This window comes from Brevibacillus schisleri (genome assembly GCF_055685845.1).
In genome coordinates this window covers 4,774,529-4,800,837 of record NZ_JBVNDM010000001.1, presented here as the reverse complement: position 1 = coordinate 4,800,837, position 26,309 = coordinate 4,774,529, and the positions used below count along the sequence as shown (strand labels likewise).

The 26,309-nt window shown below is 50.3% G+C and carries 18 protein-coding genes; all 18 read left to right on the top strand.

Annotation, left to right across the window (positions count from 1 at the left end; translation table 11 throughout):
- Nucleotides 1-133: 133 nt before the first annotated feature.
- The 18 genes from ACUUHJ_RS22850 (at nt 134) to ACUUHJ_RS22765 (ending at nt 26,278) form a co-directional block, all read left to right on the top strand.
- Nucleotides 134-2,890: an adenylate/guanylate cyclase domain-containing protein gene (locus ACUUHJ_RS22850; protein WP_472300007.1), complete on the top strand. Its 2,757-nt coding sequence runs from the start codon at nt 134-136 to the stop codon at nt 2,888-2,890.
- 18 nt (nt 2,891-2,908) lie between these two features.
- Nucleotides 2,909-5,065, top strand: coding sequence for an ATP-binding protein (locus ACUUHJ_RS22845; RefSeq protein ID WP_472300006.1), 2,157 nt, complete (start codon nt 2,909-2,911; stop codon nt 5,063-5,065).
- 112 nt (nt 5,066-5,177) lie between these two features.
- A complete protein-coding gene (locus ACUUHJ_RS22840) occupies nt 5,178-5,750 on the top strand; it encodes a Pvc16 family protein (protein WP_289678131.1) in 573 nt (190 codons plus the stop codon).
- Complete coding sequence (locus ACUUHJ_RS22835; protein WP_472300005.1) at nt 5,750-6,556, top strand: hypothetical protein; 807 nt, start codon at nt 5,750-5,752, stop codon at nt 6,554-6,556. Before ACUUHJ_RS22840 ends, ACUUHJ_RS22835 begins: the two co-directional genes overlap by 1 nt.
- Nucleotides 6,557-6,737: 181 nt before the next feature.
- Complete coding sequence (locus ACUUHJ_RS22830; protein ID WP_472300004.1) at nt 6,738-8,498, top strand: phage tail sheath subtilisin-like domain-containing protein; 1,761 nt, start codon at nt 6,738-6,740, stop codon at nt 8,496-8,498.
- A gap of 37 nt (nt 8,499-8,535) precedes the next feature.
- Nucleotides 8,536-8,967, top strand: coding sequence for a phage tail protein (locus tag ACUUHJ_RS22825; protein WP_007721341.1), 432 nt, complete (start codon nt 8,536-8,538; stop codon nt 8,965-8,967).
- Nucleotides 8,968-9,053: 86 nt separating this feature from the next.
- Nucleotides 9,054-9,431: a hypothetical protein gene (locus ACUUHJ_RS22820; RefSeq protein ID WP_007721338.1), complete on the top strand. Its 378-nt coding sequence runs from the start codon at nt 9,054-9,056 to the stop codon at nt 9,429-9,431.
- On the top strand, nt 9,428-9,619 hold the full coding sequence (locus ACUUHJ_RS22815; RefSeq protein ID WP_007721336.1) for a DUF6760 family protein: 192 nt from the start codon (nt 9,428-9,430) through the stop codon (nt 9,617-9,619). The genes ACUUHJ_RS22820 and ACUUHJ_RS22815 overlap by 4 nt, the downstream gene beginning before the upstream one ends.
- Before the next feature lie 5 nt (nt 9,620-9,624).
- A complete protein-coding gene (locus tag ACUUHJ_RS22810) occupies nt 9,625-10,089 on the top strand; it encodes a phage tail protein (protein WP_289673915.1) in 465 nt (154 codons plus the stop codon).
- A 33-nt stretch (nt 10,090-10,122) separates the two neighbouring features.
- Entirely contained in the window at nt 10,123-14,133 is a 4,011-nt protein-coding gene (locus ACUUHJ_RS22805) for a hypothetical protein (protein WP_472300003.1), read from the top strand.
- Nucleotides 14,134-14,190: 57 nt separating this feature from the next.
- Nucleotides 14,191-14,826, top strand: a complete 636-nt coding sequence (locus ACUUHJ_RS22800) for a CIS tube protein (protein ID WP_472300002.1) — start codon at nt 14,191-14,193, stop codon at nt 14,824-14,826.
- A 7-nt stretch (nt 14,827-14,833) separates the two neighbouring features.
- Nucleotides 14,834-15,949 (top strand): phage late control D family protein, encoded by a 1,116-nt coding sequence (locus tag ACUUHJ_RS22795; protein WP_472300001.1) that lies wholly within the window; start codon nt 14,834-14,836, stop codon nt 15,947-15,949.
- The gene (locus tag ACUUHJ_RS22790) at nt 15,946-16,671 is read left to right on the top strand and encodes a phage baseplate assembly protein V (RefSeq protein WP_472300000.1); all 726 of its coding nucleotides are present in this window, start codon (nt 15,946-15,948) and stop codon (nt 16,669-16,671) included. Before ACUUHJ_RS22795 ends, ACUUHJ_RS22790 begins: the two co-directional genes overlap by 4 nt.
- 16 nt (nt 16,672-16,687) lie before the next feature.
- A complete protein-coding gene (locus tag ACUUHJ_RS22785) occupies nt 16,688-17,089 on the top strand; it encodes a GPW/gp25 family protein (protein ID WP_015892455.1) in 402 nt (133 codons plus the stop codon).
- A 46-nt stretch (nt 17,090-17,135) separates the two neighbouring features.
- Nucleotides 17,136-20,210, top strand: a complete 3,075-nt coding sequence (locus ACUUHJ_RS22780; protein ID WP_289673910.1) for a putative baseplate assembly protein — start codon at nt 17,136-17,138, stop codon at nt 20,208-20,210.
- A gap of 17 nt (nt 20,211-20,227) precedes the next feature.
- Nucleotides 20,228-22,471 (top strand): putative baseplate assembly protein, encoded by a 2,244-nt coding sequence (locus ACUUHJ_RS22775; protein WP_472299999.1) that lies wholly within the window; start codon nt 20,228-20,230, stop codon nt 22,469-22,471.
- 33 nt (nt 22,472-22,504) lie between these two features.
- Nucleotides 22,505-24,604: a phage tail protein gene (locus tag ACUUHJ_RS22770; RefSeq protein WP_472301230.1), complete on the top strand. Its 2,100-nt coding sequence runs from the start codon at nt 22,505-22,507 to the stop codon at nt 24,602-24,604.
- A 36-nt stretch (nt 24,605-24,640) separates the two neighbouring features.
- Nucleotides 24,641-26,278, top strand: a complete 1,638-nt coding sequence (locus ACUUHJ_RS22765; RefSeq protein WP_289673908.1) for a hypothetical protein — start codon at nt 24,641-24,643, stop codon at nt 26,276-26,278.
- Nucleotides 26,279-26,309: the final 31 nt, after the last annotated feature.

Sequence of the window (26,309 nt, the reverse complement as noted above, 5' to 3'; positions counted from 1 at the left end):
TTGAAAATCAATCTGTATAGTAGTATAAATGTCAAATAGAGAAGATGTATAGCGAAATTTGTAATTTTTAGTATAATGTTGCTTGGTATCATTTTCGAAAATACGTTTTCGAGAGATGGGAGAACCGCAAACGATGGGAAATAACAAGAAGTATTCCTGGTTGACCGGACTGCTGATTGTATTTGCTGGGATCGGCTTGCTGCTCGCTTGGAACATGGATAGGAGCGGGAAGCAGGACGAACCGTTTCAGGGGATCAACAGCATCGCGGCCAATAGTCAAAAGGATGTCGTCCTCATAACGGATGGACACCAAAAGCTGACTAGCCTGTACCCCGATCGGACGCTACGGTACCAGCAAGTCCTGGAGCAAAATCCAGAAGAAGGCTTGGAAAATTTCACAGAGGTAGCCATCGACGAAGAAGGATATGCGTACGTGCTGATCACAAAGCTTGATAGCTTTGGATTGCGAACTGTATCCGAGAGAATCGTGCGAATGTCGCCAGATGGAGAAATCGAACAAGTCGTGTATGAAGATTCCTATGGAGCGAACAGCCCGTACAAGCGAATTGGCAAGGTACGCTCCCTGCAAGTCGCGAAAGATCGTCTTTATTTTTATGTTTATCAACATCCTGAAGTGATTGCCTATCAATTTGTACCCTCTGATTCACCCCCCACACAACTCTATCAAATCCAATTGCCTAATGAAGTATACGTTAATGAAATCACAGGAGTAGACCCGCGTCATACCTATGTCACTACCAAGCGTGGAGAGTTTTTTCAGGTCGATGTTCCCCAAGGAAGTGGGGAAGCTCAAGTGAAAGGTCCGCTCTACATTCACTCCGAACGCTCGGAAAAGAATCGTACCGTCCCCGATCATGTCAAAGTGGGGCCAGCAGGTCGTCTTCTTTTCTACAATTCTGATCAAAGTGTCATTGAACGCTTCGATCCCGCACATCCAGATGAAATCGCCTTGATGGTGCCTTCCAAAACATTCGAGCAGATCAAGTCGAGCGATAGCAGTGCCCTAACGGCATTTGCTGTAACTCCCCAGTATCACATCGTAGTCGCCACAGATAGTCAACTCGCCTTTCTGGATCAACAAGGAAATGTGATGACCAAGCTCACGTCCCCGTCTGTATCCGAAAAAGACCGCTTGAAGGAATGGACCTGGTGGACAGGATTGGGCGTGGCCGTTCTCCTGTTTTGTGTCATTCAGTTTCTGTTGTTTCGCCTCTTCCGGATTCCGTTGATTATCAAGCAAACGATTGTAATAGCCCCACTCATTGTTGTCCCCGTATTCCTTCAACTGGAGGGAACGAAGCTGACCTTCTCGTTTATGGAGCAGGAAAATCAAACCGATCTTCGTCTCCAAGCCTATGTTATTTCCACGTTGATTGAAGGGGACAAGCTGGATGGAATCAACGGAGCGATTGATTACATGAATGCGGACTATCAAGCCGTACAGGCCAACCTGAAAAAACTGGAGGTCCCCGATGATGTGAATGTGAACAGGGGGCTGTATAAAACGATTTACAAATACACAGATGGCGAATTGTTTCTCATGATGGATGACAATGACAGCGCAGAAGTGTTTGAGAATGTGGCCATTGATGATGAGTTCCGCAGTGTGGTCATGAAAAGGGAGATCGTCTCGGGAAAAGCTCAGGATCGGACAGGCTACTGGATGTACGCGATGGCCCCGATATACAACTCTTCAGGCAAGCTATCCGGTGTGTTGGAGCTAGGCAGGGAAATGAACGGAGTCCGCATCCAGCACAACGAAATGTCACGTGAGCTAGGCCGTGGCGCTGCGCTAGTCTGGTCGATTTGTGCGAGTCTATTCTTCCTTTTCTCGTGGCTGACATACCGAAACATCCGCAATCTGCAAACGAACGTCTCCCATATGGGAAAAGGCGACTACAGTGTGGTGGCGAGGGTTCGTTCCATGGATGAAATTCAAAAGCTGGCAGAAAGCTTCAACCAAATGGCCAAGCGCATTCGTCAGTACATTTCGAATATCACGAGGATGAGCGAGGCGAACAATCGTTTTGTGCCGCAGCAGTTTATCCATTTTCTCGGGAAGGAAAGCATACTCGACGTGGAGCTGGGTGATCAGGTGGAGCGGGAAATGGCCGTTATGCGGATGAGTCTGCAATCGTTTCATGCGATCTCCCATCGTCTGCGACCAGAGGCGACCTTCCGCGTCATCAATGCGTTTCTCAAGCGGTTTGCTCCGATTGTAAACGAGAATCAAGGGATGATTACCGAATATCTCGATCCCGGGGTGCTTGCTGTTTATCCAAGAGAGGCAAAAGACGCGTTGGATGCGGCGGTACAGATGCGACGTACGTTAGCAGACTATAACGAGCAACGGGCGGAAAAAGGATACGATCCGATTGAATTGCGGGTTGCGCTGCATCACGGTCCGCTGATGCTGGGGATTATTGGCGAGGCGACGCGTCTGGAGGCTGCGATTATATCGGATCATGTCCGCGTGGTGGAGAAAATGGAAAAGATGGCAGAAACACTCGGGGCCTGCATCCTGATGTCCGATTCGCTGTTTGCCGAGATGGGAGAGAGTACGTCGTATCGATATCGTGATTTAGGCTGGGTGCATATCGAGGGAGAGGCTCAGCCGATGCATTTGTACGACGTATACGAGGGCGACGCTGACCAGATTCGTGCGCACAAGGATGAGACGAAGGAATTATTTGAGCAAGCGATTGTGATGTATCAGAATGGGAGATTTCACGATGCACGATCCGCATTTCTGTCCGTCATCAAGCAAAATCGCTGGGATCAGGCGGCGCGACAGTATTTCTACTTATGTGACGAATACGCGCAAAAAGGGGCGGAACAAGATTGGTCTGGCGAGTTGAAAATATCGTAGGAGCGGTGAAAAAGCGAAATGACGAATCTCGAACCGAATCACAACCAGTGGAACTATTACGAAGAGATGCTTCGATGGCTGGATATTCATCTGATGCGCTTGCTGGCCGTACGAGCACAGCAGGGGGAAGATTATCCGCTGGATCAAATGAGGGGGGTGATTGTCACAGAGGAGGAAGTCGTGCAATTGCTCGAGGCAGCTCCGCCAGCGACGCAGCTATGGGAAGCCTTCGCAGAGCGGTTGGCAGCATGCGAGGAACGACTTCATGCCCTGCACATGCAAGAAGCGGGTAGCATACCGATTTTGGCAGTGGCAGACGCTTTTTCACTCAACCGCTTCGAGCTGGGGTGTTTATTTCTTTGTCTGTCAGTCGAGCTGGATCGGAAGTATGAAAAGCTGTTTGGCTACCTCCTCGATGATATTACGTGCAAGTCACCTACTCCCGAATTGGCAATGCAGCTATTTTGCCGAACAGCGACCGAGAGGATAGAGGTCTGGACAGCGTTTGCGCAAAAAAGCAAGCTGGGACGACTGCTGCTTTTTACCGAGGGGGATATGGGTGGCAGCGGCTCTTGGCTCTCTCGACCGTTAAAGCTGGATGAACGACTGCTGCACTTCTTGACGACAAGGGATGGAGGTGATGCCAGTCTGCAGCCTTGGCTATCCTGGAGCTTGCCAGATCAAGAGTTAGAACCGTTGGTAGGAGAGAGCGCGATGCATTTACAGGAGCGCTTTGACACATTGTGGGAAGCAGCAGGAGCAGATTCAAATCGGCTTCTCCTGCATTTGCATGGTCCGACTGGCGTTGGAAAAAGGCATCGAGTCAAGCATCTGTTTCACCGCGTCAGGCAACCGGTGCTGTTCGTTGATGCAGAGCGCTTGATCCGGGAGGAAGCTTTTTCGCGCAGATTACAGCAGGTATTGCGAGAGGTGCAGCTGCTTCGGGGTGCGCTGTGCTTGCATCAGTTCGAGGTTTTTCTGACAGAAGAAGTCCAAACAGTTGGACGCAAGCAGCTGGTGATGGATGAACTCGAAAGCTTTTCAGGTCCCATTGCCATTTTGGCGAAAAGTCAATGGAAGCCGGAAAACGCTCTGGGGAAGCGGATTTGGCTGGAAATGGAGGTGCCTGGTCCAGATGAAACGGAAAGGAGGCGATTATGGGAGACAGGCCGTGCAGGCATGAGCTTTTCTCAAGAGATTGACGTAGGCGCTTTAGCAGGGAAATTCAAACTGAATGCCGGGCAAATCAATCAGGCGCTTCACAGAGCAAACGAGATGGCGATGCAGACGAAAGACAGGATCATAACGAAAACACATCTCCACGAAGCTTGCTTTCTGCAAATGAGACATGCGCTAGAAAAGCACGCCACACGCTTGAGACCCAAATACAGCTGGGAAGATCTGATTTTGCCTGAGGAGCAACTGACTTTGTTGCGGAACGCCTGCAATCAGGTGACCTATCGAAATGTTGTTTTGGGAGAGTGGGGTTTTGGGAGAAAGCTTTCTTATGGGAAAGGCGTCAGCATGTTGTTTGCAGGTCCTCCGGGTACGGGCAAGACGATGTCGGCGGAAGTCGTAGCAAAGGAACTGGGTCTGGAGCTTTTTAAAATTGACTTGTCGCAGGTGATCAGCAAGTACATTGGGGAGACGGAAAAAAACCTCCACCACATCTTCTCGGAAGCGAAGATCGGCAATGCCATCCTCTTCTTTGACGAAGCCGATGCCCTATTTGGAAAGCGCTCAGAAGTGAAAGATTCGCATGACAAATACGCAAATGTGGAAACAGCCTACTTGCTGCAAAAGATGGAGGAGTACGAGGGAGTCTCCATTTTGGCGACGAATCTCCTGCAAAATTTTGATGAGGCCTTCATGCGCAGAATCAACTACGTGGTGAAGTTCCCTTTTCCTGAACCGTCCTATCGCGAAGAAATATGGCGCAGCATGTTCCCGGCAGATACACCACGAGCTGGTGACATCGATTTTGAGTTTCTCTCTTCCAAGCTGCATATTGCGGGAGGCGGGATCAAAAATGTGGTGCTCGCTGCCTCTTTCTTGGCTGCATCAGAGGGCATCTCCGTTTCCATGCGTCATTTGATTGAGGCTGCGAAGCAGGAGTTAAAAAAGACGGGTAAGCTGCTGTTGAAAGAGGATTTGGGGGAGTATGCCAACAGGTAGCATGTCGAAGAAAGTGTGTAATTTTACAAAATTAGATAAAAATGCATGTAAAACCATTAATTTGAATGTTATGATAAGTGTATTCTGTCAAATAATGTCGAGGTGAACGGGTATTAGCCAGTACACCGCCATTGCTGAAGTAGGAGAGACACTGCTCGCTCTTTTGCGAAAAGAGATGACGCCGGAGCCGATTAGCCAACCGGAGTTGATTGGTCTAAGCTCGCCTGCTCAGCCAGGAGATTTGGCGTTAGCCTTGTTTTTATACGAAATCCGGGAAAGTCAGGAGAGGCAGCACATGATGATCAGTGAAGGTACTGATCAGTTGCGATATCCCCCAATGACGGTCAATCTCTCCTACATATTGACCGCCCATTCCCCAGCAGAACAGCATACCCGCATGCTGGACGAGCACCGCATCCTCGGGCGTGCCATGCAGGTTCTCTACGACAACGCCATTTTGCGTGGCGATCAGCTTCAAGGCTCCCTTGCAAACCTGGATACAGAGCTTCGTGTCGTCGTGGAGCAGCCTCCCGTTGATAAACTCATCCAACTCTTTCCACATGTTCCGTACAAGCTATCCATCGGCTACTCGGTAGGGCCGGTTCATATCGATTCCACCCGAGTTCGTTCAACGAAGCGCGTACTGGAACGGGATATTCGCATACGAGGGGAAGGTCATGGTTAATGGATCAGCATTTCCAGGTGCGCATTCGTTCCGTTTTCTCGTATGCCGTCCGTCTGGTGGATATGTATACAAGAGGAGCCCCTTTTCGCTCGAGCTTGTCTGTTCGCTTGGCGAATCATCCACAAGTGCCTGTATGCAAAGGGGACGGATGGTATATCTTTTCTGACTTGCCTGATGGGATATACACGCTCAATATAAGCAGCCGGGAGTATATGGATCGCTCCGTGACTTTCTCCGTGATCACCGGGAGCACATCTTACTCCGAACGAATTATTTACTTGCATCCGAGTCCAGCCTATCCATTTCGGGCAGGAGACTCCCTTGTTCGAGGGAGAGCTTGCTTGGAGGATGGTTCTCCAGCTGGTGGTGCCTGTGTGCAGGCTGTCATCTCATATGAGCGAGATGCCCCGGTGAAATTGGCCGAGGACGCTGCCAAAGAGGCCACGGAGCTAATCGTAACCAGTAAAAAGGGTCAAGTCGATTTGGCTGATGCTTTTCTTCTCGAAACACCCACATGCAAAGGGACGATCATTCGTTTTGCAAGTCCCCCAAAAGGTCGAGTTTATCCCTTGACCGAACCTCTTTCTCTTGCCTACCCAAGAGGCACTGTCTTACTCCCACTGCTCGAAACGAACTGCGACGACAGAGGAGAATTCGTAGTTGCCCTTCCGTTGTTTCTGGAAAAAACTCATGCGCGTATGAAAATTGAAGTATGGCGGGAAGAAGCCGCTGGTTTTGCCGAGCTTTCCATTCAAGCCAGTACGACCCAATCCATAGGTATCATCCAAATAAACAGACCCAAATAGGGTGATCCGGCAGTTGTTTGGCGTCGGTCCATGACATCCTGCTGCCTGATTATAGAGCAAGACTCACCTATCAAAACGGCTTTTTTGTAAGTGGTAAAGCAAGTGATGAAATTAATCGGAGGGAGGGACTGATTGCAGGTTTCTGCTGCTGATACATGCGGAACTCTCCAATCAGGTTACGATGCCAGAGTACTTATCACCAGGGGTGTATGTCGAGGAATTTGATAGTGGCCCCGTTCCCATGGAGGGAGCGAGTACAAGCACGGCCGGCTTTATCGGGCTTGCCCAAAAAGGACCCGTTGCGGGATTGCCTGAGCTGATTACAGGTGTCAATGATTTTCGCAAGTTGTTCGGTTCCTATTTGTCTGAAAATGCGTTTGGCGAATACCGCTATCTCGCTTATGCGGTGGATCACTTCTTTCTGAATGGAGGCTCCCGTTGTTATGTGATGCGGGTAGCGCCAGCAGATGCGAAGCCAGCTTCCAATGAAGGTAACAGCGAAGGAGCCGCCCTTCGGATTACGGCAAAAAACCCGGGGGCATGGGGAAATCAGATCCGCGTAAATTTGATTCCGTCGAGCAAGGCAAAAACGCAGATTTACGAGCAGCTCGGCGAAGCTCCTAAATACCGCGTGAAAAACAGTGCAGGCTTTCAAGCAGGTGATGTTGTTTCTTTCTACGACGGTGAAACCAAGCAGTACAGCGAAGTGGTTTCTTCCCAGGACAATGTGATCGAGTTGTCTACCGTGCTCACAGGAGACGTCATCGATAACAATCTGCTGCCGGTCAAAATTTTGTCCACATGCGAATTCACAGTGCAAGTCTTCTACAACGATGAGGCCGAAGAGTTCGACAAATGCTCGCTCAATGTCTCTGCTGCCAATCATGTCAGCAAGCTACTGTCCAAGAGCAATATCGTAGAGGTCGAAGCCGGTGCTGCCCCAGCGAGCTCAGAAGTCATACCGCCTTTTACCGTCATTTCAGGGATGGCGGAAGAAACTCAATCTGAGGGTGGAAAGACGGAATTCGGTCTGTATCAAATCTCATTGGCAGGGGGCAGCGACGGTTCTGTCGCCAATCTGTCGGCGGGCGAATACATGGGGGAGGATCATGGACCGGGAAAACGTACTGGAATCCAAGCCTTCATCGATAATGACGAAGTGAGCATTATGGCTATTCCTGGCGTAACAGACCCGAATGTGCAGCTCGCGCTTGTGGCTCATTGTGAAAACCTGAAAAGCCGCTTCGCCATCCTCGATATCCCACGCGACAAGAAAAAAGTAAGCGATGTGTTGACCCATCGCAATATTTTCGATACGCAATACGCTGCCATTTACAATCCTTGGCTGCAAGTGTTTGATCCGCTGGACAAGCGCAACATCTACATTCCGCCATCAGGCTCTATGGCAGGCATTTACGCGCGCTCGGACAACACCCGCGGCGTCCACAAAGCCCCGGCAAATGAGGTGGTACGCGGCTGCACAGGACTGGATTGCCAGTACAATACGGGCGAGCAGGATATTTTGAATCCGAAGGGAGTCAACCTGATTCGCGCGTTTACAGGTCAAGGAATTCGTGTCTGGGGTGCGCGGACGATGTCATCCAACGGGCTATGGAAGTACATAAACGTGCGCCGCCTGTTCATTTTCCTCGAAGAATCGATCAAAAACGGGACAAACTGGGTGGTATTTGAGCCAAATGACGAGAGGCTGTGGGCCCGGGTCCAACGCACGATCGATTCTTTCCTGACGCGAGTTTGGCGAGATGGCGCATTGATGGGCTCAAGCCCACAGGAAGCCTTTTACATCCAAATCGGAAGAAGCACGATGACGCAGGATGATATCGACAATGGCAGATTGATCTGCGTGATTGGTGTAGCTCCTGTCAAACCAGCAGAGTTCGTCATCTTCCGTATTACGCAAAAAACATCTGATCAGCAATAATTCACGAGGAAAAACGATGTGAAGAAAGGGGTACAGTATGGCAGATCGCAAGGATCCATACCGCAAGTTTCGGTATCGGGTAGAGATGGACGGCATTCAGCAGGCAGGCTTCAGTGAGGTGTCGGGCTTTGACGCGTCTGTGGACGTAGTCGAGTATCGCGAAGGCAATGAGGTGATTACACCGCGCAAGCTCCCGGGCTTGGCGAAGTACGGGAACATCACGCTGAAATGGGGTGTGACAGATTCGATGGATTTGTACAACTGGATGCAGGACACCATCCAGGGCAAGGTCGCACGCAAAACGGTAACGATCATTGCCATTAACGAAGCCGGAGATGATGTCGCTACATGGAAAGTCATCGAAGCATGGCCGACCAAATACACGGCCCCTGATTTTAACGGTACGTCCTCAGAGGTGGCGATTGAGCAGTTGGAAATTGCCCACGAAGGAATGACACGCACGAAATAAGAGAAAATCCCGACGCCTAAGAGTGGCAAGGAAAAGGCTTTTCTTTGTCACTCTTGCTGGCCTCGGGTGATGAGGAGGATGACACCATGGCATTTAAAACGGAATACGAATTTGAGCTCCCGCGCGGCTATGTGGATGAAGAAGGAAACCTGCACAAGCGGGGCGTCATGCGCTTGGCGACGGCTGCTGACGAAATTTTGCCGATGCGTGATCCGCGTGTCCAGCAAAATCCTGGCTACCTGACGATTATTTTGCTGACGAGAGTGATTACCAAGCTGGGAGATGTACGGGGAATTGACACAAGAGTGGTGGAGCGGCTGTTTACGGCGGATCTCGCGTACCTGCAAAACCTGTACAGACAGATTAATGAATTGGACAGCTCGATGTTCAAGACATCTTGTCCGAAATGCGAGCATGAATTTCAGGTAGATATGGCTTTTTCAGGGGCGCTGGAGGGAGTATGAGTGGGTATCCCGTCGACAAGATCTATGAAGAAGCCGCCTTCATCGCCTACTATTTTCACTGGCCTCACGACGAGATCATGTCGATGGAACACAAGGAACGGCGGCGCTGGTGTGAAGAAATATCCGCCATCAATCGCAAGCAAAATGATGAACCGGAAAATGTTTTTGATGTGTTCAAGCGGAGGTGAGTCTGGTGTTCGCCAATGACAATCCGTATTACACCAACCTCCGATTTCGTGTGGATTTATTTCCATTTGGATTGGAGATGGATGGCATTTGGGTCGCTGGATTTAGTGAAGTGTCCGGATTGGCCGTCGAAACAGAGCTGGAGGAGTACCAAGAGGGCGGCGTGAATCATTTCGTTCACAAGCTGCCGAAACGCAGTAAGTTTCCTAATCTCGTCTTCAAACGAGGGTTTGTGAGATCAAACGAGCTGTGGCGATGGTATGAGGATTTCCACTTTGGCCCGCCAGAAAAGCGCAAGCGCAAGCAAGGAGCAATCATTCTTATGGATGCAAACGGAAATGACGTGGGAGCTTGGGCGTTTGAAGGGGCTTATCCGGTCAAGTGGGTTGGACCGGAGTTTCGGGCCACGCATGGAGAAGTAGCCGTTGAGACATTGGAAATCGTGCACCACGGCTTAAAATCGTATTTTTAAGCCTTATCCCGTCTGCAAGGAGCAAAAGAAACGATGATAACGATCAAGGCGCTCCCACTTTCGCGGCGTCCATCACTGCAACCGAGAGCGTCCATTCAAGGCTTTGCACAGAGCATCATGCAGAAGTATCGGCACGCGGAAGGTCGCGATCCCGGCTACCTTGCTTTGATCCATCGTGATTTTTCACCGAGTATCGGAGGGCAGGAAAACCACTTTCATCAGACCTTCATTCATGTGCGCATGCAAGTACAAGTGGACTCCTACCTCGGATTGAATCGAGAAAGGTTGCCGAACGGACAGGCTGGCTTACCAGTGGCAAAAGAGCGCGTGGTGATAACGCAAGCATCGGGATCAGGACGAAAAGCACGACACACTACTTTGATACAGGAGCTTTTTCGGAAGTGGGAGTCGTCCAGAATAATCGAGAAGGTTTACCTGCCGCAGATAACGGTTGTCTCAAACGGAAGAGATAGATATCGCTGGTCTAGCTATGTTCAATCCTCGGTTCAGCGAGGAAACTCACTTAAGAAATGGCTTCCGCTTGGGCGGTTTAAAGAGCAGATACACCCGGCCGATTTTGCCGCCCCTCTTTTGAGAGCAATGGTTTTAGACAGCAAGGAAACCGTACGTGAAAGTTTTTGGACGCCTGAGACTCCCCATGTTTCTCCGGAATTATGGGTACACACAGCACGAAAGGGTGATCCAGGTGAACTCAGGAGCTTGCAAAATGAACGTGAACGGATACGGCTTGAATCAGCAACAGGAGTAGATGCGATTTCAATTCCACGTCTCAGAGCGACGCGTTTTGAAGAAGTCCGATTCGAACAGCCTAGCGTGCGCTACTTTTTGCAGTTGATCCGCAAAAGGATAGAACCAGAGATTGGGGCGTGGTCCTCTCCTGATTTGCTAAAAAGAGCAGAAGGACGGGCTGCTGGCTTACCTTTTGATCGCTCGGTGTGGACAGTGCAAGCCGGAATTGACGGCAGAGACGGTAGAGGCATCACGAGACGAATCGTTCATGAAAGTGAACATGCATTTTGGTCTGTAGCTTCCCAGCAGACTGAACTTTGGGGTCGCTGGTGGAAAAACCTGAGTCTGTACTGGCAGTATAGTCGAGAAACACCGCTACCAAGGACGATGATCGCCCATCCACGTCTACGTGTTTTACAGTCGATTGTTTTCCCGAGAAGCCGTCAGCATCCGCAAGCAAGAAGCGAGTGGATGCTAGAAACACTGTCTGACGTTTCTTTTATCCCATTGGAACAGAGGATACTTCAGAGCAATGAGCTTTCGAGGATGTTCTCGTTTTTATTGCCTCGTATGCTTCATCGAGCGGATGCCGGTCGGTTTAAACAGCTGTTCTATTTGGTTCAACGGTTTCCAAAGGCAGAAAGCGAACATGGGCTAGCCGTGCTCGGCTCTCGACAGAAGTTGAAGCAGATACAGAGCGGGCGGGAAGAACAGTCGAGTGCCTTGGTGTATTGGTTGCGCCAATTTGTCAAAAGTCTAGAGCGACAAGCAAACGCGCTTGCATCTCGGGTAGAGCAGAAGCAGCCGAATCGCATTACATTCCCCCCGTTGCAACTGCTTCCTTTCGAATCCAGCGCAACAAGTAATCAGCGGGCATACGAGTTGCTTCAACAACTGATATCACAGGAAGCTAGGTTGAACGAGATTGCTAGGAAGCAGTCCATTCGCTTGGAATCAAGCCATGAGCAAACTCATTTTGGCAAAACGAGCACCATCTCTGCCATGTTCCCTACTTCGTATCAGCAGCCTGACGTGCTACAGCAAGAGTGGCGGACGGGTTTGTCCTTACACCTTTTACACTCCATGCAGGGGCTACTGTTCCCATTGCAACCAGCGCGTATCACCGATATCTCCCGAACATTTCCGCTTCTCTCACAGTCAGTTGTCAGGAAATCGATCACTGCTTATTGGATTGAGAGCTTCCGGTCCGGCATTGATCCTGTTTTCTTTGAAAAACGAGGATGGTTGAACCAGCCGTGGATGAAGGAACATCTTGCAACTCATAACGAAATCGAGCGTGAGCCAGCTGGTATAGCAAGTACCGCACGGTTTGCATGGGAGCGTTTCGCGCCTGTCTTCCATACAAATCGCCAACGCTGGCAAACGTTACAGAATCGTATCGTCAGTACTACCCACGACAAGACGAACGGGAAGTCTGTGATGGAGTGGGTGCATCTTCAACAGATGGCGGCAAAACAGCTCAGAACAAGGGAGCTCCATATTGCTAGATCTCATGCTCCAAGGAACCTTTTATATGAGTCGGGGAAACACCCTCTGCATCCTGCTGCAAGTACGCCTAGTAGATGGTTGATGCACCTGCTGAATGCTCTGACCAAAGAGAGTACATCCATCCGTAATCATGAGGCTACGAATCGTATCGAAGGCATCTCACACCCATTTTTCCAGCCAGCTATTCATTTTCCGCAAAATAAACACGTTGTTCAGATGTCATACGAGATGGTACGTCAGCCAATGGCGGTACAGGGTGGAAGGGACAAGCAGTCAGATGTCACTTTCTCTTTTTCAAAGAATCATGAAAAGTTTAGCCTGCCCGAACGAAAAGCGACGATCTCAATGGTACACGAGCATGAGCATCATCCAATACGGCACACCGTCTTCCTAAAAAATGAGCGAAGCACAAGTCGATCACTCGTGCTTACTCGTCGTCATGATCAGGAGGCACTTTTCCTCAGGTTGAACCGCTTTGGATCTGCAATGCTTCGTGCCACAGAGTGGTTTGGACCCGGTGGAGCAGATCATCAGCGATTGTACAGCACGTCTGCGAAGCCGCTTGCTATGAGAGAAGACGTCTTTGACAGGAACTCATTGCGACGGATAGCTGCTGGATGGAGTTCGGAACTAGGACTTACGATCCTCATGCAAAAAAGCGCGAAGCTAGTGGCATTACGCGAGTTTGCAAAGCTAGGCACCTCAAGCACAAGTGGGAAAGCTCTACCAATCAGTGAAAAGCAAACGAATGACCGGTCAAGGTCTCGCATGGGCGAAAGCAATCCATTACGAGAAAGCCGTCAATCTCGTGAAATCAGTCAATCTCGCTTCTTTCAGCAAACAGCCAGCTTGTGGACAAGCTTCCTTGCCCTACGTGTCCGTCCTTATCTTCAAGTCATGGAGCAAATCAGAAAAGCAATCCAGACTGATTTCCGGACGGAAGCATATGTACAGAATCATCATTCATTCCTGACTGCTTTGAATCGTCACGATGCACAAATGGTTGTTCAGAAACAGTGGGGATTACCCCATAGCCCTGTGCATCAAAGCATGTTGGTGCCCGACAGTTTCATGCATGAGAGTGGAAGCAGTCGTGCAAGAAAACCACTACAACAAAAAGATCGATTCAACAGCTTGGAGCCATTATCTCACCACCATCCAATCAGCTCGGCTCCATTCTCGAGAAAAACCTCTATTGATTTTGTCTTGGACAGACTGCATTCTAGACAACTTAGTCGCCGCAGACTTTTCCAACAAACCAACCATGATCAGACTCTGACGGTCAACCAGAAGACACAGACGATCAATCGGTTAACGAGTGATAAGACACAGACAATCGAGGTTCGAGACGCTAGGCTCATGTCGCTGCAAAGACCAAGGATATTCAAGCAACAGTCAACAGCAATGACGATGCAGTCTTCACTCCTGCAACGAATGCAACAAGCGCAAAGAACACCCGGAGAATCCGAGCAGCGTTCCCTGTCCGAAAACTCAACCCATATTCATCGCCGAGCGTTACGCAAAGAAGACAGCCACACAAGCCCTGTTGCTACCGTTCAGTCGCCACCGTCCATGGAGTATTTGCGAAAAAGCATCCCTCCTCAAGAAACCGCAGTGCAGCAGGCGACAACACTTCCACCCCAGCGACAAGTCGATCTACACGTGCAAGAGAGGACTGGCAATCAGACGTCGTTGTCCCCACAAGAGGTGGATCGATTGATGGATAAAATGATGAAGGAGTTCGACAAGCGCTTCACTCAAGAGCGGCAGCGACGAGGTCTATAGGCAAGAATTGCCGCATTCACAGACGACTAGTTCTTCGATAAAGAGAGGCAAAAGCCAATGATGGGTCAGGAGAAAAAGGCCAAAATTTTAGTGGATCGCAACGGGCAAGGTGATTTCAAGGAGAGTATTTCCGTTCTCTTTAACCCTTCGGAATACAAGGTCGATGCTTCCAATAACTACTCGTGGCAGAAAATATTGGGGCAATCGGTACCAGTCGGGATGTTCACGAGCGGTGATATCGAGACATTATCGGTCGACTTGTTTTTTGATACATACGAAGCCGGAGTGGATGTGCGTGCATTCACCAATCAAGTGCTGGGACTGATGGCCGTAGAAAAGAAAATCAGTACGCCACCCCTATGCAAATTCGTCTGGGACAGCTTTCAATTCACTGGTGTTGTTGAAAAGGTTTCGCAGTGGTTTACGATGTTTCTCGATCAAGGGACACCGGTACGAGCTACGTTAGGCGTCACATTTAAAGGCACGAGCGTGAAAAAGTCCGCGGACGATATCGGGACTGCAAGAGAAAAGGTCGCACAACAAACGGTCAACCAAGGAGACCAGCTGCACTTGATGGCGTATCGCTCATACAATGATGCGTCGAAATGGCGTAACATTGCGAACGCCAATCAGATCGACAATCCCAGACTTCTAAAACCGGCTACTACCCTGCATGTGCCACTTGTGAGGTGACGAGGGCATGAGCGAATTGAAATTGACGACAGACCGCCATTCCTTCGATGACCTGCGCCAAACGTACAACAACTTTCATTCCCCAGCCCTGGAAATACTCGTTGGAGGGAAAAAGCTCATCAGCCAGGTAGGTGTCGCCATTACCAAAGCAACGATCAACTCTAGCCTGGAAGGTAAAGCTGATACGTTTTCGTTTTCGGTAACCAATGCTTTTGATACGGCCACGTGGGAGTTCCGCTGGGTAGATGACTTTTTGGTTCCTGGCAATGAAATTGAAATTCAGCTAGGCTATGGAACCGAGCTATCCAGCCTCTTTTACGGACATATTACAGCCGTTTCGTTTTCATGCGAGGAGACGCCTACCATAACGGTAAAAGGGATGGACAAATCGTTCCTGCTTATGGTCGATAACAAGTCTACCGCCTGGAATAAAAAGAAATACAGCGATGTCGTGAAAGAGCTGGGACAAAAATACGGCTTGTCGACGCATGTGGATGATACGGTTCAGACAATCGAGACCATTACCAAGACGGTGTCTGAGACTGACTTTCAGTTTATCAATCGTCTTGCGAAAATTTGTAACTACGACTTTTTTATCGTCGGGAAGAACTTGTATTTTCGTAAGCCACTGAGCAACATGACGCCGGTCCTTACCTTGATTTGGGGAGTTTCGTTGCGCAGCTTTTCCGTCGATGTCAACATTGCTTCTCAAGCCTCCTCCTATACGGTGCGATGGGTAGACAAGGACAAAACAACGGTGCTTCAGGAAGCGAAAGCAACGAGCGCAGATATCGGGAAGCTCGGGACGAATTCGAAGACAAGCGCTGATTTGCTGCGAGCAATCGGTGATTATTTTGATAAATACGAGTCTACGAAAAAGCTGGACTCACCTGAGGAGATTAAAGCAGTCGCCAAGGCACGCCTGAATCAACTCGCCATGAACCTTCTCGACGGCAACTGTGAGGCCATTGGTCTGCCAGAAATTCGTGCTGGCCGCTATATCACGCTAGAGGGCATGGGGAAAAAGCTGAGTCAGCCTTATTACATCACCTCTGTCACACATACCATCGATGTGGCATCTGGCTATGTCACGACGTTTCAAGTGAAGGGAAATACGATATGAGCTTTGATCAATGGTTCTACCAGGATGAAATCACTGAAGAAGAACGGGCAAGAATCCACGGTGTCATTGTCGGCATTGTGACGAACAACGAAGACCCGGAAAAGCTCTCGCGTGTGAAGCTGAAGCTGCCACTGGTGGATAACGAGCGGGAGACAGATTGGGTGCGAATGGCCACGCTTTTTGCAGGAAAAGATCGCGGCAGCCTGTTTATTCCGGAGGTAGGCGACGAGGTGCTGGTCGCTTTTCACTGGGGAGATGTACGCGAGCCATTTGTGATCGGGATGTTATGGAATAAGGAAAACAAAGGCCCGGAAATGGCGGAGAAAAACAACATCCGAAAAATCACGACCCGAGCAGGCCATGAAGTGATTTTTGGCGATGATCCGAATGACGGGAAGATCACAATTGCCACCAAAAAAGGACAACAGGTGGAGCTGTCGGACAAGGATGAGAGTATTGTGCTGACGGAGAGCAGCGGAAACAACCAAATCTCCATCAAAGGCGGCAGCGCCAATGAAGTTACGGTGAAGAGCGGCTCAAGTACGATTACGTTGAATGCAAAAGGGCAAGTGACCATTCAGTCGGACACATCACTGACAATCAAGTCCACCCAGCTAAATCTGGAGGCACAGGGAGCCATGTCGATTAAAGCAGGAGCGTCCCTGAACATCAAATCTGACGGCATTGTTGCCATCAACGGTTCGGTGATCAAATTGAATTAATTCATGGGGGGATTCCATGCAGCAGCCATTCGGTGAAAAAGGATGGAAGTTCCCTATTCAGGTGGATCAGGCTACAGGCCGTATTCGTTTGTCCGACTACGAGGATGACATTGCAGAAGCGATTCGCATCATTCTTTCCACAGCAAAGGGGGAGCGTGTGATGCGACCGAAATTCGGGAGTGGATTGCAAGGCTTCATGTTTGATGGTACGGACGGAACGAGCCTGGCTTTGCTTCAGTCGGATATTGCTGAAGCGATCATGATCTGGGAACCGCGTGTGCGGGATGTGCAGGTCGAGGCGAAGGTCGACAAGACTCATTCCGAAACGGTGAACGTTACGATCAGTTATACGGTACGTGCGACAAACAAGGGGTATCAGCTGTTGTATCCAGTCCATCGCCTCGGTCCACATGGATAGCGCAAAAATCGCAGTCGCGTGAAAAAAAGGAAGGGAGGTGGGTAAAGTGAAGCCACCTTTGGTCGATCCGCGGGATATGCAGGCAGTCATCCGAAAAATGCGCGAAATGGTGCCCTTCTACACACCGGAGTGGCGCTTTACGCCAGAAGATCCTGATTCAGGTACGGCTTTATTTCTCCTTTTCGCAGACATGCTGATGAATAATCGTGAGCGTTTGAATCAAGTGCCAGAGCGAAATTTTATCGCTTTTCTCAATATGCTTGGTGTCGGAATGACTCAGGCAAGACCGGCAGAAACCTTTTTGGCATTTGAATTGAGTACGGGCGTGCAAAAGCCAGTTTGGATACCGGCGGGCACAAAAGTTTCGGGTAAGTCTGCCCTTGGCGATGAAGTGGTTTTTGAAACCGATCAGCCTATGCTGGCTACCCCCTCTCTCCCAACGGACCTGTTGTTTTCCAATGGCAGTCGAGACTTTTTAACAGATGCAACGAGTTGGCTTGGAACAAATGCACCGCTTCCTCTCATGGACTGCCAGGCTTTGCCTAATCACCAGGAGCATTGCTGGTATTTGGGGCATGAGGACTTGTTTTGTTTAGGAGATCGTGCTTCGATCCAGCTTACGATGGTTTCCAATCAGGAACGCTACCTGGAATCCTTGCTGACAGAGAAGCTAGCGAATCCCGAATTGGTCGAGTGGACGTATCTGTCGGAGGGTGAATGGGTTTTGTTCGACAAGATCGAGGCTGATCAAAATCGGCTGCACTTGGAAAAAACGCAGCGGAAAAAATGGGAGCCTAGTCAAGTGCAGGGAATCGAAAACCGTTGGCTCCGCTGTAGAGTGAAGCCAGGCAGGATTCATGAGTGGATGAAAAATGGCGGGAGCACCTCTCTAACCCAAATCCAGATGAAGACGGATTATTTGCCGACAGATGATACGGAGGGCCTTGCACCCGACATGCTTTTCTCCAATGATGTGCAGGTTTCTGGGAGTGGTTGCCTTGCGTTTGGCGAGCAGCTCGCACCGTATGGCATGTTTTTTTTGTCCTGCGTAGAGGCGTTGACGAAGCCGGGAAGTACAGTTGCCCTGCGTTTTCGGATGAAGACAGTGCCTTATCCTGCAACGCATCTATCACAGCCGGAACCGAAATGGAAATGGATCATGAAGGAATCTTCCTTTGCCCCTCCTGCGACGACACCCGTCACGGTTAGCAAGGTGGTATGGGAATACTGGAATGGCAGCGGATGGATGGTGCTTCTGTCAGGAGACGACCGTGAGAAGCTGTTTGCCGGCACTGATTCGGATGAGGAGATTGTGGTTGTCTTTACGTGTCCAGGTGATTTGCAGCCGACAACCGTGCAATCCCAGTATGGTTATTGGATTCGTGTAAGAATTCTTCAGGTGGAAGGCTTGAATGGCCCGAATCCTGTATACATGGCCCCGTGGCTGGAAGATATGCGCCTGACCTACTCATACAGCGAGTCGCTGCATGAGCCCGAAGCCATTCTCACACAGAACGACTTGGATTGGCAGCAACTTGTCGGTACAAGCAATCATCAGGCTTGCTTCCAGCCGTTTTTGCCGTCCGAATGCTTGCATCCCGCCGTCTACTTTGGATTTGAGCAGCCGCCATTACAAGGACCGCTCTCTTTCTACTTTTCTTTTCTACCAATGGAAGAATCCCCAGGTGCTGCTCCGGTTGTGCAATGGGAATACAAGCGAGGAGATAGAGGTGCGACGACTTGGGCCAAGCTGCAAACGATTGATCAGACCGCTGGTTTTACGGAAAGTGGTACCGTACGTTTTGCTGGTCCTTTTGATATGGAAAAAAGCAAAATGTTTGAACGAGAGCGTTATTGGCTTCGCGCTGTCAACGTAGACAATCGTTTGGGAGGAGTCGCTTCGGATGCACGACACCCCATGCTAAGCGGCTTTTATCCGAATACGATACGAGCCATTCAACAGGAGACGATTCGTAATGAAATGGCAGAGCGGATAGCAGAGGGACCACAAGCCGAGTACAGACTGATTCGACATCCCGTCATGGACGAAGAGGTATGGGTAGATGAAACAGGCTTCTTTTTGCCGAGTGAACGAAAGAGCTGGCTGGAGCATCCAGAAAATCGGGTGGAGATTCTCTACGATTCTGAAGGGAACGAGCAAAAATGCTGGGTTCTGTGGCAGCGAGTAGAGCATCTGCACGATTCAGGCCCGGATGATCGCCATTACTGCTTGGAGAGTGCTAACGGAAAAATTTTGTTTGGCGATGGCCGACACGGTAGGGAGCTTCCTCAAACCGGACTCGGTTCCGTGAGGGTGACGTATAAGGTCGGAGGGGGAACAGCAGGAAATCTTCCAGCCGGGCAGTTGAATCAACTGGAACAATCGATTCCGTTTGTCCAAGCTGTCAGCAATCCGGTGCCTGCGAGTGGAGGAAGTAATCGGGAATTGCTGACGGAAGCTTTGCAGCGCAGTCCACAGACAATCAAGCATCGCTATCGAGCGGTGACGGCAGAAGATTTCGAATGGCTCGTCCGTGAAGCGCATCCGGGGATCGTCAAGGTGAAGTGTTTGCCGAATCGGAACAGCCGCCTGCAAAAAGAAGCAGGGCATGTCACTGTGATCGTATTGCCCACAGCGGGATGCTTCGGCACACCATTTTTGGAGCTTCGGCGTTCTGTCACGAACTACTTGCTGACACATGCGGCAGCGACGATAGCCTCTCCCGAACGGATTCATGTCAGGGAGCCTGTCTACTTGGAAATTGCGGTGACAGCAGAGCTGGCAGTGGGGTCTTTGGAGGAAATCGTGGAGGTAGAGCTGGAGACACTCGGCAAGCTCTCGCGATTCCTTGACCCGATAACGGGAAATCTGCACGGTGGGGGCTGGGAAATAGGCCAGCGTGTGCACCCTTCGCTCTTGTTTGCCTTGTTGAAATCCGTAAAGGGCGTCCGCTTTGTGGATCATCTGACCCTGGCTGTATTTCGAACGGAAAATGGGCAACGAAAGGAAATGCTCGCTTCTGAATACGAAACGATCGTACATGGGATTGTCACAGAGGGAGCACATCGAATCAGCGTCCGCGTTCACGAAGGCCAGGCTGCCTACCCACCCAAACATTGAAAAAGGAAGTGTGCGCTATGCTTCCATCCAAGAATCTGGATGATCGCTACTTTGAGGAGATCGTCGAACAAGCAAAAAACGCGATCCCCAAGCTGCAGCCAGAGTGGGGTGATCACCGTCATCACGATCCTGGCATTACGCTTTTGGAGATGTTCGCGTGGTTGATGGAAATGCAGCAATATTATCTCAACCGGATCACGGAAAAGAATGAACGCAAATTTTTGCAGCTCATGGGTGTACACCCAAAGAACCAGTCATGTGCGACGACGGATGTAACGTTTTTCGACGTGTCAGAAGAAGCGATCCTTCCGGAAAAAACGAGCTTGTTCGCGGGGAATCTTCCTTTCGAGACGGAACATTCGCTTGTTCTGGTACCAGCCAACCTGGAGCGTGTTCTGGTTCATACAGAAAGCGGGACAGTGGATGTGAGTTCATCCAATGCGCATACTGGCGTTACCTACTACGCATTCGGACAGGAACCAAAGATAGGGAACAAGATTTACTTAGGCTTTGATCGGCCACTGCCAGTAGGGAAGGCAGTCTCGATTGGATTGCGCCTGTTTGAGGACTATCCTGTCCCAATCGCCCCGCTTACGCCCACAGCGCTTTTCGTTCCATCGGCTAGTCTCGAGTGGGAGTACTATGGACAGAACGAACGCACGCAAGAACTGGGATGGAGTCCGTTACCACTAGTCTCGGATGAAACGATGAATCTCTCCTTTTCGGGACGTGTCCTGATCGAGCTGGAAGGGACGATGAAGCCGCTCATGCTTTACCCCGCCAATGATCGCCCTCGATTTTGGCTCTGTGCGACATTGCGTGCAGGTCGATTCGAATTGGCTCCTCGCATGGAAAAAATCGAGTTGAATACCGTGAGTGTGATCCAACGCGAAACCTTCAGTCAAGTGTGGGAGTTCGATGGAACGGGGCAAGCAGATCAGACGATCGTCCTTTCCAGTTCGCTATCGTATGAAGGCAATGTGGAGGTTCAATGCAAAAAGGGACAACATTGGCAAAGTGGATGGGATCAAGATGAACCAGACCAAGCCGATACAGGCGTATTTTCGTTTCGCGTTTCGCGTGACCCAGTACAGGGCACCACGATGATTGGATTTGGAGGTGCAATGCCTGAAGGTCGCAGAAATATTCGTGTCATCGCCTATCGGATAGACTTTGCAGGGCAACGGTTCATCGGAGAAAGCAGTGGATTGCCACATCAAGCGTTTCGGTTGAACGTCGAATCGATCTTGCCAGAAACGTTTGTTATTCAGGCGGCGCGTCAGGTTGAAGGCAATCCGTTTCCCGTCTGGGAAGACTGGTCGCTGGTCACTGATTTTGACCGATCAGGGCCACAGGATCGCCATTTTATGCTGACTGATGAGGATGGGGCAGAAATTGCGTTTGGCAACAATGAACACGGAGCCATTCCCGAAAGGCTGGAAGGCATGGCGGGTATTCGGATCCTATCGTGTCAGACAAGCCAAGGTGCGAAGGGGAATGTGCAAGGAGGGCAAATTACCCGATTCCTGCCACTCGCCCGGCAGCGAACCACTGCACAGGTGACGAATCCACGCCCAGCAAGTGGGGGAAGCGAGCGCGAAACGATTGATCAAGCCAAGCGCAGGATGAGAATGGAAGGGAAAAAACCGCAGCGGGCCGTTACAGCAGAAGATTATGAGGCCCTCGCTCTCTCGACACCTGGATTGCGAGTAGCCCGCGCGAAGGCAATCCCCCTGTACAAAGTAGGGGAAATGGGAGCTTCCGAGCAAAACGCAGCCGCTCAAACGACCGTCGTCATCGTCCCATTTAGCGATCAGCCGACACCACTGCCAAGTGAAGGCTTCCTGCGGACTGTTCGCCACCAATTGGAACAGAGAAGGCTATTGACGACAGAAGTCCATGTGGTTGCTCCAGCCTATATCAAAGTGACCGTTTTTGCGACAATCGTGGTGGAGCCTGCGCTTGTAGACAAAAAGCAGATGGTGCTACAGGCATTGCAGCGATATTTGACACCTTTGGATCTACACAATCCTTCGACTCACCAAGGAAAAGGCTGGGAATTTGGTCGGCCTGTTTATAAAAGTGATCTCTACGAGGTGTTAAACCAGATCGAGGGTGTGCTGTACGTGACGGATTTGTGGGTTTCCGCAGAGGGCGCAGGCATCGTCAGGGATGAAGGGGGCGATATTCAGATTCCGCGCCATGGGCTGGTGTACTCAGGAGAGCATGTTTTGGAGCTCGTTGTGGATAGAGAAAGATAGACGGGAACAAACGGAGGAGTGGGTGTGGATACAATGAATCGTTTCTTTTCCCTGAATAATCCGTCCGATTGGCAGCGGGGGATCTGGTATAACCTTCACGTCTCCAACGAGGGGATTGCGCTGAACAAATCGCCCGAATATGTGATCGATCATGTGCATCAGGCTGGGACGACACATCACTCTCGACTCTTGGATTTTGCCATGGCACGCGTTGGCTCATTGCTTTGGCTGGATGAAAGCGGACATATCACGCATTATGATGACGGCAACAACTTCAAGGAGACTGTGTTTCGCGCTGGACGGGGGTTGTTTTCCAAAGACTCGTTTCTCGTCGCAGACGATGAATACGTGTATATCCTTGACCCCGAAGCAAGGCGAAAAGTTGGTGCGTATTCTATAGCCAACGGCCAGTGCGTTTGGAGCTGGGAGGAGGGGGAGGAACAACGGCTTGTTCCTTTGGATGCAGGGCTGGATGAAGAAGGACGTCTTTACATCACGACACCTGTGCTCGTAGATCAAGACAACGAACGGAAGGAAATCGCGGCGGGAACACAAGTCGTCGTCCTTCGGCTGAATCGGGCAGGCAAAATAGACGCTACATACGCGCATGAGGAATTGAGAGTAAAAGAGACAGCTACACTCCGTGAGATCAGGCGAAGAAGGTTGTTCCGCCTGTCTGTTGCCGAAGCGGGCAAGGCCTATCTCTTTTGGGCACAGACGAAACAAGTGTTTCGGTTCTCTTCGGAAGGCGCCGATGTGTGCACCCTGGCGATCCCGTCCGGTACCAAGCCCGCGGGATTTGCAGTGGGTCCAGGCCCCATTCTCTATGTGGGTGATCGGCGTTCCATCGATTCGGCCCATGATCATACCCGATTCATTTTACGTTTTCAACCAACAGGAGAAGCACTTGCGCCATTGACCAACTACCACGGTCGAGCAGACAAGCTTGTTTTTGATAACCAGCAACGGCTGTATGTTTGGGACGCCCAGAAAAATGTCCTGACGATGATGAGGCTCGTCTCACGGACGTCCAATCTGGATGCGACGGGAATACCGATGGGCATCTACTTATCTCAAGCATTGGACAGCACGGAAATTGAAACGGTGTGGCATAAATTCACACTGGAAGCAGACATACCAGAAGAAACACAGTTACTCATCTCGACGTTTTCTTCTGATCGAAAAGAGCATGTAATTGATGGAGCCGTCCGCAATCTGGATGACGTTTTGCTGGCACCCGACATGGACTGGAGAACCAAGCTGCAAAGGACCGCCAATCTATGGTCAGAGCCGGTAATCAACGCTTCAGATGCGCTATTTCATTCCGCAAAAGGCCGCTATTTATGGCTCAAAATCGAATGGCTCGGAACGGACCGCCACTCCCCATTACTCAGACAAATGCGGATATACTCGCCGCGCGACACATTTTTGCGTTATTTACCAGCGACTTATCAAAGTGAACCTGCCAGTGCTGATTTCTTGGAGCGCTTCCTCTCCCTTTTCGGGACGTTTTACTTGGAGCTGGAGGAACAGATTGATACCATCTCACGGTTGTTCGATCCTGATACGACACCGGGAGAGTTCGTCCCTTGGCTCGCTTCTTGGTTGGGGATGGGCAGGGACGAGCATTGGACAGAGGCACAGCGACGAGAGCTGATTCGTCGCGCACCGGAGCTATACGCTGAGCGGGGCACTCGTGCGGGATTGGAAAAGATGGTTCAGCTGTATACCGGGGAACGCCCGATGATCGTGGAGTATTTCCAAATCAGGGACATGAAGGCGATCCCGGAGCTGCACGAGCTAATTTCTTCCTTGTACATGGATCATCCGTATCAGTTTTGTCTGATTGTTTCGCAGGGATGCGCGAAAACAGAGCGAGAGCATTCGGTTTTGCAAAAAATTTTGGAAGATCAAAAGCCTGCTTTTACAGAGGCAAAGCTCATCGTTCTGCGTCCGGGCATCTACGCCGACCTCCATAGCTACGTGGGGATTAATTCTTATTTGACGGAGCCGTCGTTCCTTACGCTTGATCAAAATTTGTCCATGCCATACAACACGGTGCTAAGTGGGAAGGACCGCAGCAGACGAATCGATTATGACACGAGGATTGGCCTGGATGCAGAGCTGGAGTAAGAAGCCGAGATTTATACGCAAAGTGAGGTGTTCGAGATGAAGAATCTGCGTTATTTTCCACATGAACGGAATGTGTATTTCAAAGGAAAGCTGTTGACCGTCAGAGATTTCGAATCAGAACAGCGCTATTTCAATGACAAGCGTCGACTCACCAATCGGCTGCTTCACGGGGGTGGGGTGGTATGCGGTTTGCAAGTGATCGCTGTGGACGAAAAGCAGATTTCGGTCGAGGCTGGGGTTGCTCTTGATTATCTCGGGAGGGAAATTGTGCTTCCTGAACCGGTGAAGCTGAAGCTGTCCATGATGGAAGGCTTTAGCAACAACGATTACGCAAAAAATGTGTACGTCTGCTTGGCCTATGATGAAAAAGGGAAAGAACAGGTCTTCTCCGTCTCCGAAACCGTCGAGCAGGAAATGGCTGAATACAACCGGGTGGCAGAAGGATATCGGCTTTTTATCAAAGAAGAGGCACCACATCCTGCATCCATCGAAGGGGTACAACTGGTAGAGCAAAGAGTGCTGCTCTATGCAGATCCACAGGTGCGCATTTGGCAGGCAACTCCGCGATACGTCAATCCGGGTGAAGTATTTTCCTTGCAGTTGCACATTGAGAAGACGGTACAAACGTCACGCGTGCAATTCGAATACAAGCTGGATGCCCCTGGGCTGACGGTCTTGGAAAGCAGTGACGGTAGCGTATCCTTCTTAGAGCCTGTTGACGCGAAAGAGACGGATTACGTCATTTCCATACCGATCAAGGCTGGCTGGGATCGTGGAACGGTGGAGCTGGCAGTGCTAGGCGGCAAGGCAGAGGTTCGACTCGGCGATCGCTTGGTGCATACCGATCTCGTCTCTGTAGGGAAAATCGAAATCACGCCAGACGATCTGGTAGAGCGGCTCGTATCCGATTACTACAATCGCAAGCTGGATCATGTGACACAAGCGAACGAACAGCCTTTTCTATATTTGGCAAAAGTATGCTTGCTGCAAATGAATGCGACCTATGTGATTGAGAAGGTTGTTCCTGTTCCGTTTGGGGAGTACGTGTATACGCCAGCGCTTTTGCAAAAGCTTGCGTTGCGTGGGCAGAAGGGAAAGCCAGTCGAGCAAGGCTCCCATGCGGATTCCTTTCGGGTGACCACGCGAGTGAAAGAAATCGCGGCAACTGATATGCCACAGTTCGATGTGAGCTACGATAATCTGGCGTCTGTCTACCAGTTTGAGCTGGGTCTGCCCCGACTAGGAAAGGCAAATGAACAAGTAGCAACGGGCGTGGTAGAAATACCGATTGATCCATACACCTCCAACTGGCCGTTTGGAGTCAAGATCGGCAATCGTTATTTTTCTGAGGAGCTCAAGCATTCTCTCGGAAAAGGGAATGTGTATGTCAGTGCAGGAATCGAGGATTTTCATGCAGATGTGATCGATGAGTTGCTTTCCCAGCATGAGCAAGTGATGTACGGGCATACCAGTGTTTTTGATGATTCGGAGTATGCGACAGATGCAGCGCATTTTGCCGTAGGGGTCATCGTTTATCCGCAAAAAGGAACGTTCCGGATCGGCGTACAGGTGAAGGGACCTGTACAGACAGATCGGGCGAGGATCAGGTGGTGGGCGATCAAACCGCTGGTAGAGGGGACAGAGGATGTAGTGATACAAGATTCGGAAGAGTAGCAAGGTTTGCTTCATTTTGTATTTATGTTAC

What these genes read in the sequence shown, in the direction of transcription:
- ACUUHJ_RS22850 (WP_472300007.1), top strand. Translation starts at nt 134, where the DNA reads ATGGGAAATAACAAGAAGTATTCCTGGTTGACCGGACTGCTGATTGTA.
- ACUUHJ_RS22845 (WP_472300006.1), top strand. Translation starts at nt 2,909, where the DNA reads ATGACGAATCTCGAACCGAATCACAACCAGTGGAACTATTACGAAGAG.
- ACUUHJ_RS22835 (WP_472300005.1), top strand. Translation starts at nt 5,750, where the DNA reads ATGGATCAGCATTTCCAGGTGCGCATTCGTTCCGTTTTCTCGTATGCC.
- ACUUHJ_RS22830 (WP_472300004.1), top strand. Translation starts at nt 6,738, where the DNA reads ATGCCAGAGTACTTATCACCAGGGGTGTATGTCGAGGAATTTGATAGT.
- ACUUHJ_RS22825 (WP_007721341.1), top strand. Translation starts at nt 8,536, where the DNA reads ATGGCAGATCGCAAGGATCCATACCGCAAGTTTCGGTATCGGGTAGAG.
- ACUUHJ_RS22820 (WP_007721338.1), top strand. Translation starts at nt 9,054, where the DNA reads ATGGCATTTAAAACGGAATACGAATTTGAGCTCCCGCGCGGCTATGTG.
- ACUUHJ_RS22815 (WP_007721336.1), top strand. Translation starts at nt 9,428, where the DNA reads ATGAGTGGGTATCCCGTCGACAAGATCTATGAAGAAGCCGCCTTCATC.
- ACUUHJ_RS22805 (WP_472300003.1), top strand. Translation starts at nt 10,123, where the DNA reads ATGATAACGATCAAGGCGCTCCCACTTTCGCGGCGTCCATCACTGCAA.
- ACUUHJ_RS22800 (WP_472300002.1), top strand. Translation starts at nt 14,191, where the DNA reads ATGATGGGTCAGGAGAAAAAGGCCAAAATTTTAGTGGATCGCAACGGG.
- ACUUHJ_RS22795 (WP_472300001.1), top strand. Translation starts at nt 14,834, where the DNA reads ATGAGCGAATTGAAATTGACGACAGACCGCCATTCCTTCGATGACCTG.
- ACUUHJ_RS22790 (WP_472300000.1), top strand. Translation starts at nt 15,946, where the DNA reads ATGAGCTTTGATCAATGGTTCTACCAGGATGAAATCACTGAAGAAGAA.
- ACUUHJ_RS22785 (WP_015892455.1), top strand. Translation starts at nt 16,688, where the DNA reads ATGCAGCAGCCATTCGGTGAAAAAGGATGGAAGTTCCCTATTCAGGTG.
- ACUUHJ_RS22775 (WP_472299999.1), top strand. Translation starts at nt 20,228, where the DNA reads ATGCTTCCATCCAAGAATCTGGATGATCGCTACTTTGAGGAGATCGTC.
- ACUUHJ_RS22770 (WP_472301230.1), top strand. Translation starts at nt 22,505, where the DNA reads ATGAATCGTTTCTTTTCCCTGAATAATCCGTCCGATTGGCAGCGGGGG.
- ACUUHJ_RS22765 (WP_289673908.1), top strand. Translation starts at nt 24,641, where the DNA reads ATGAAGAATCTGCGTTATTTTCCACATGAACGGAATGTGTATTTCAAA.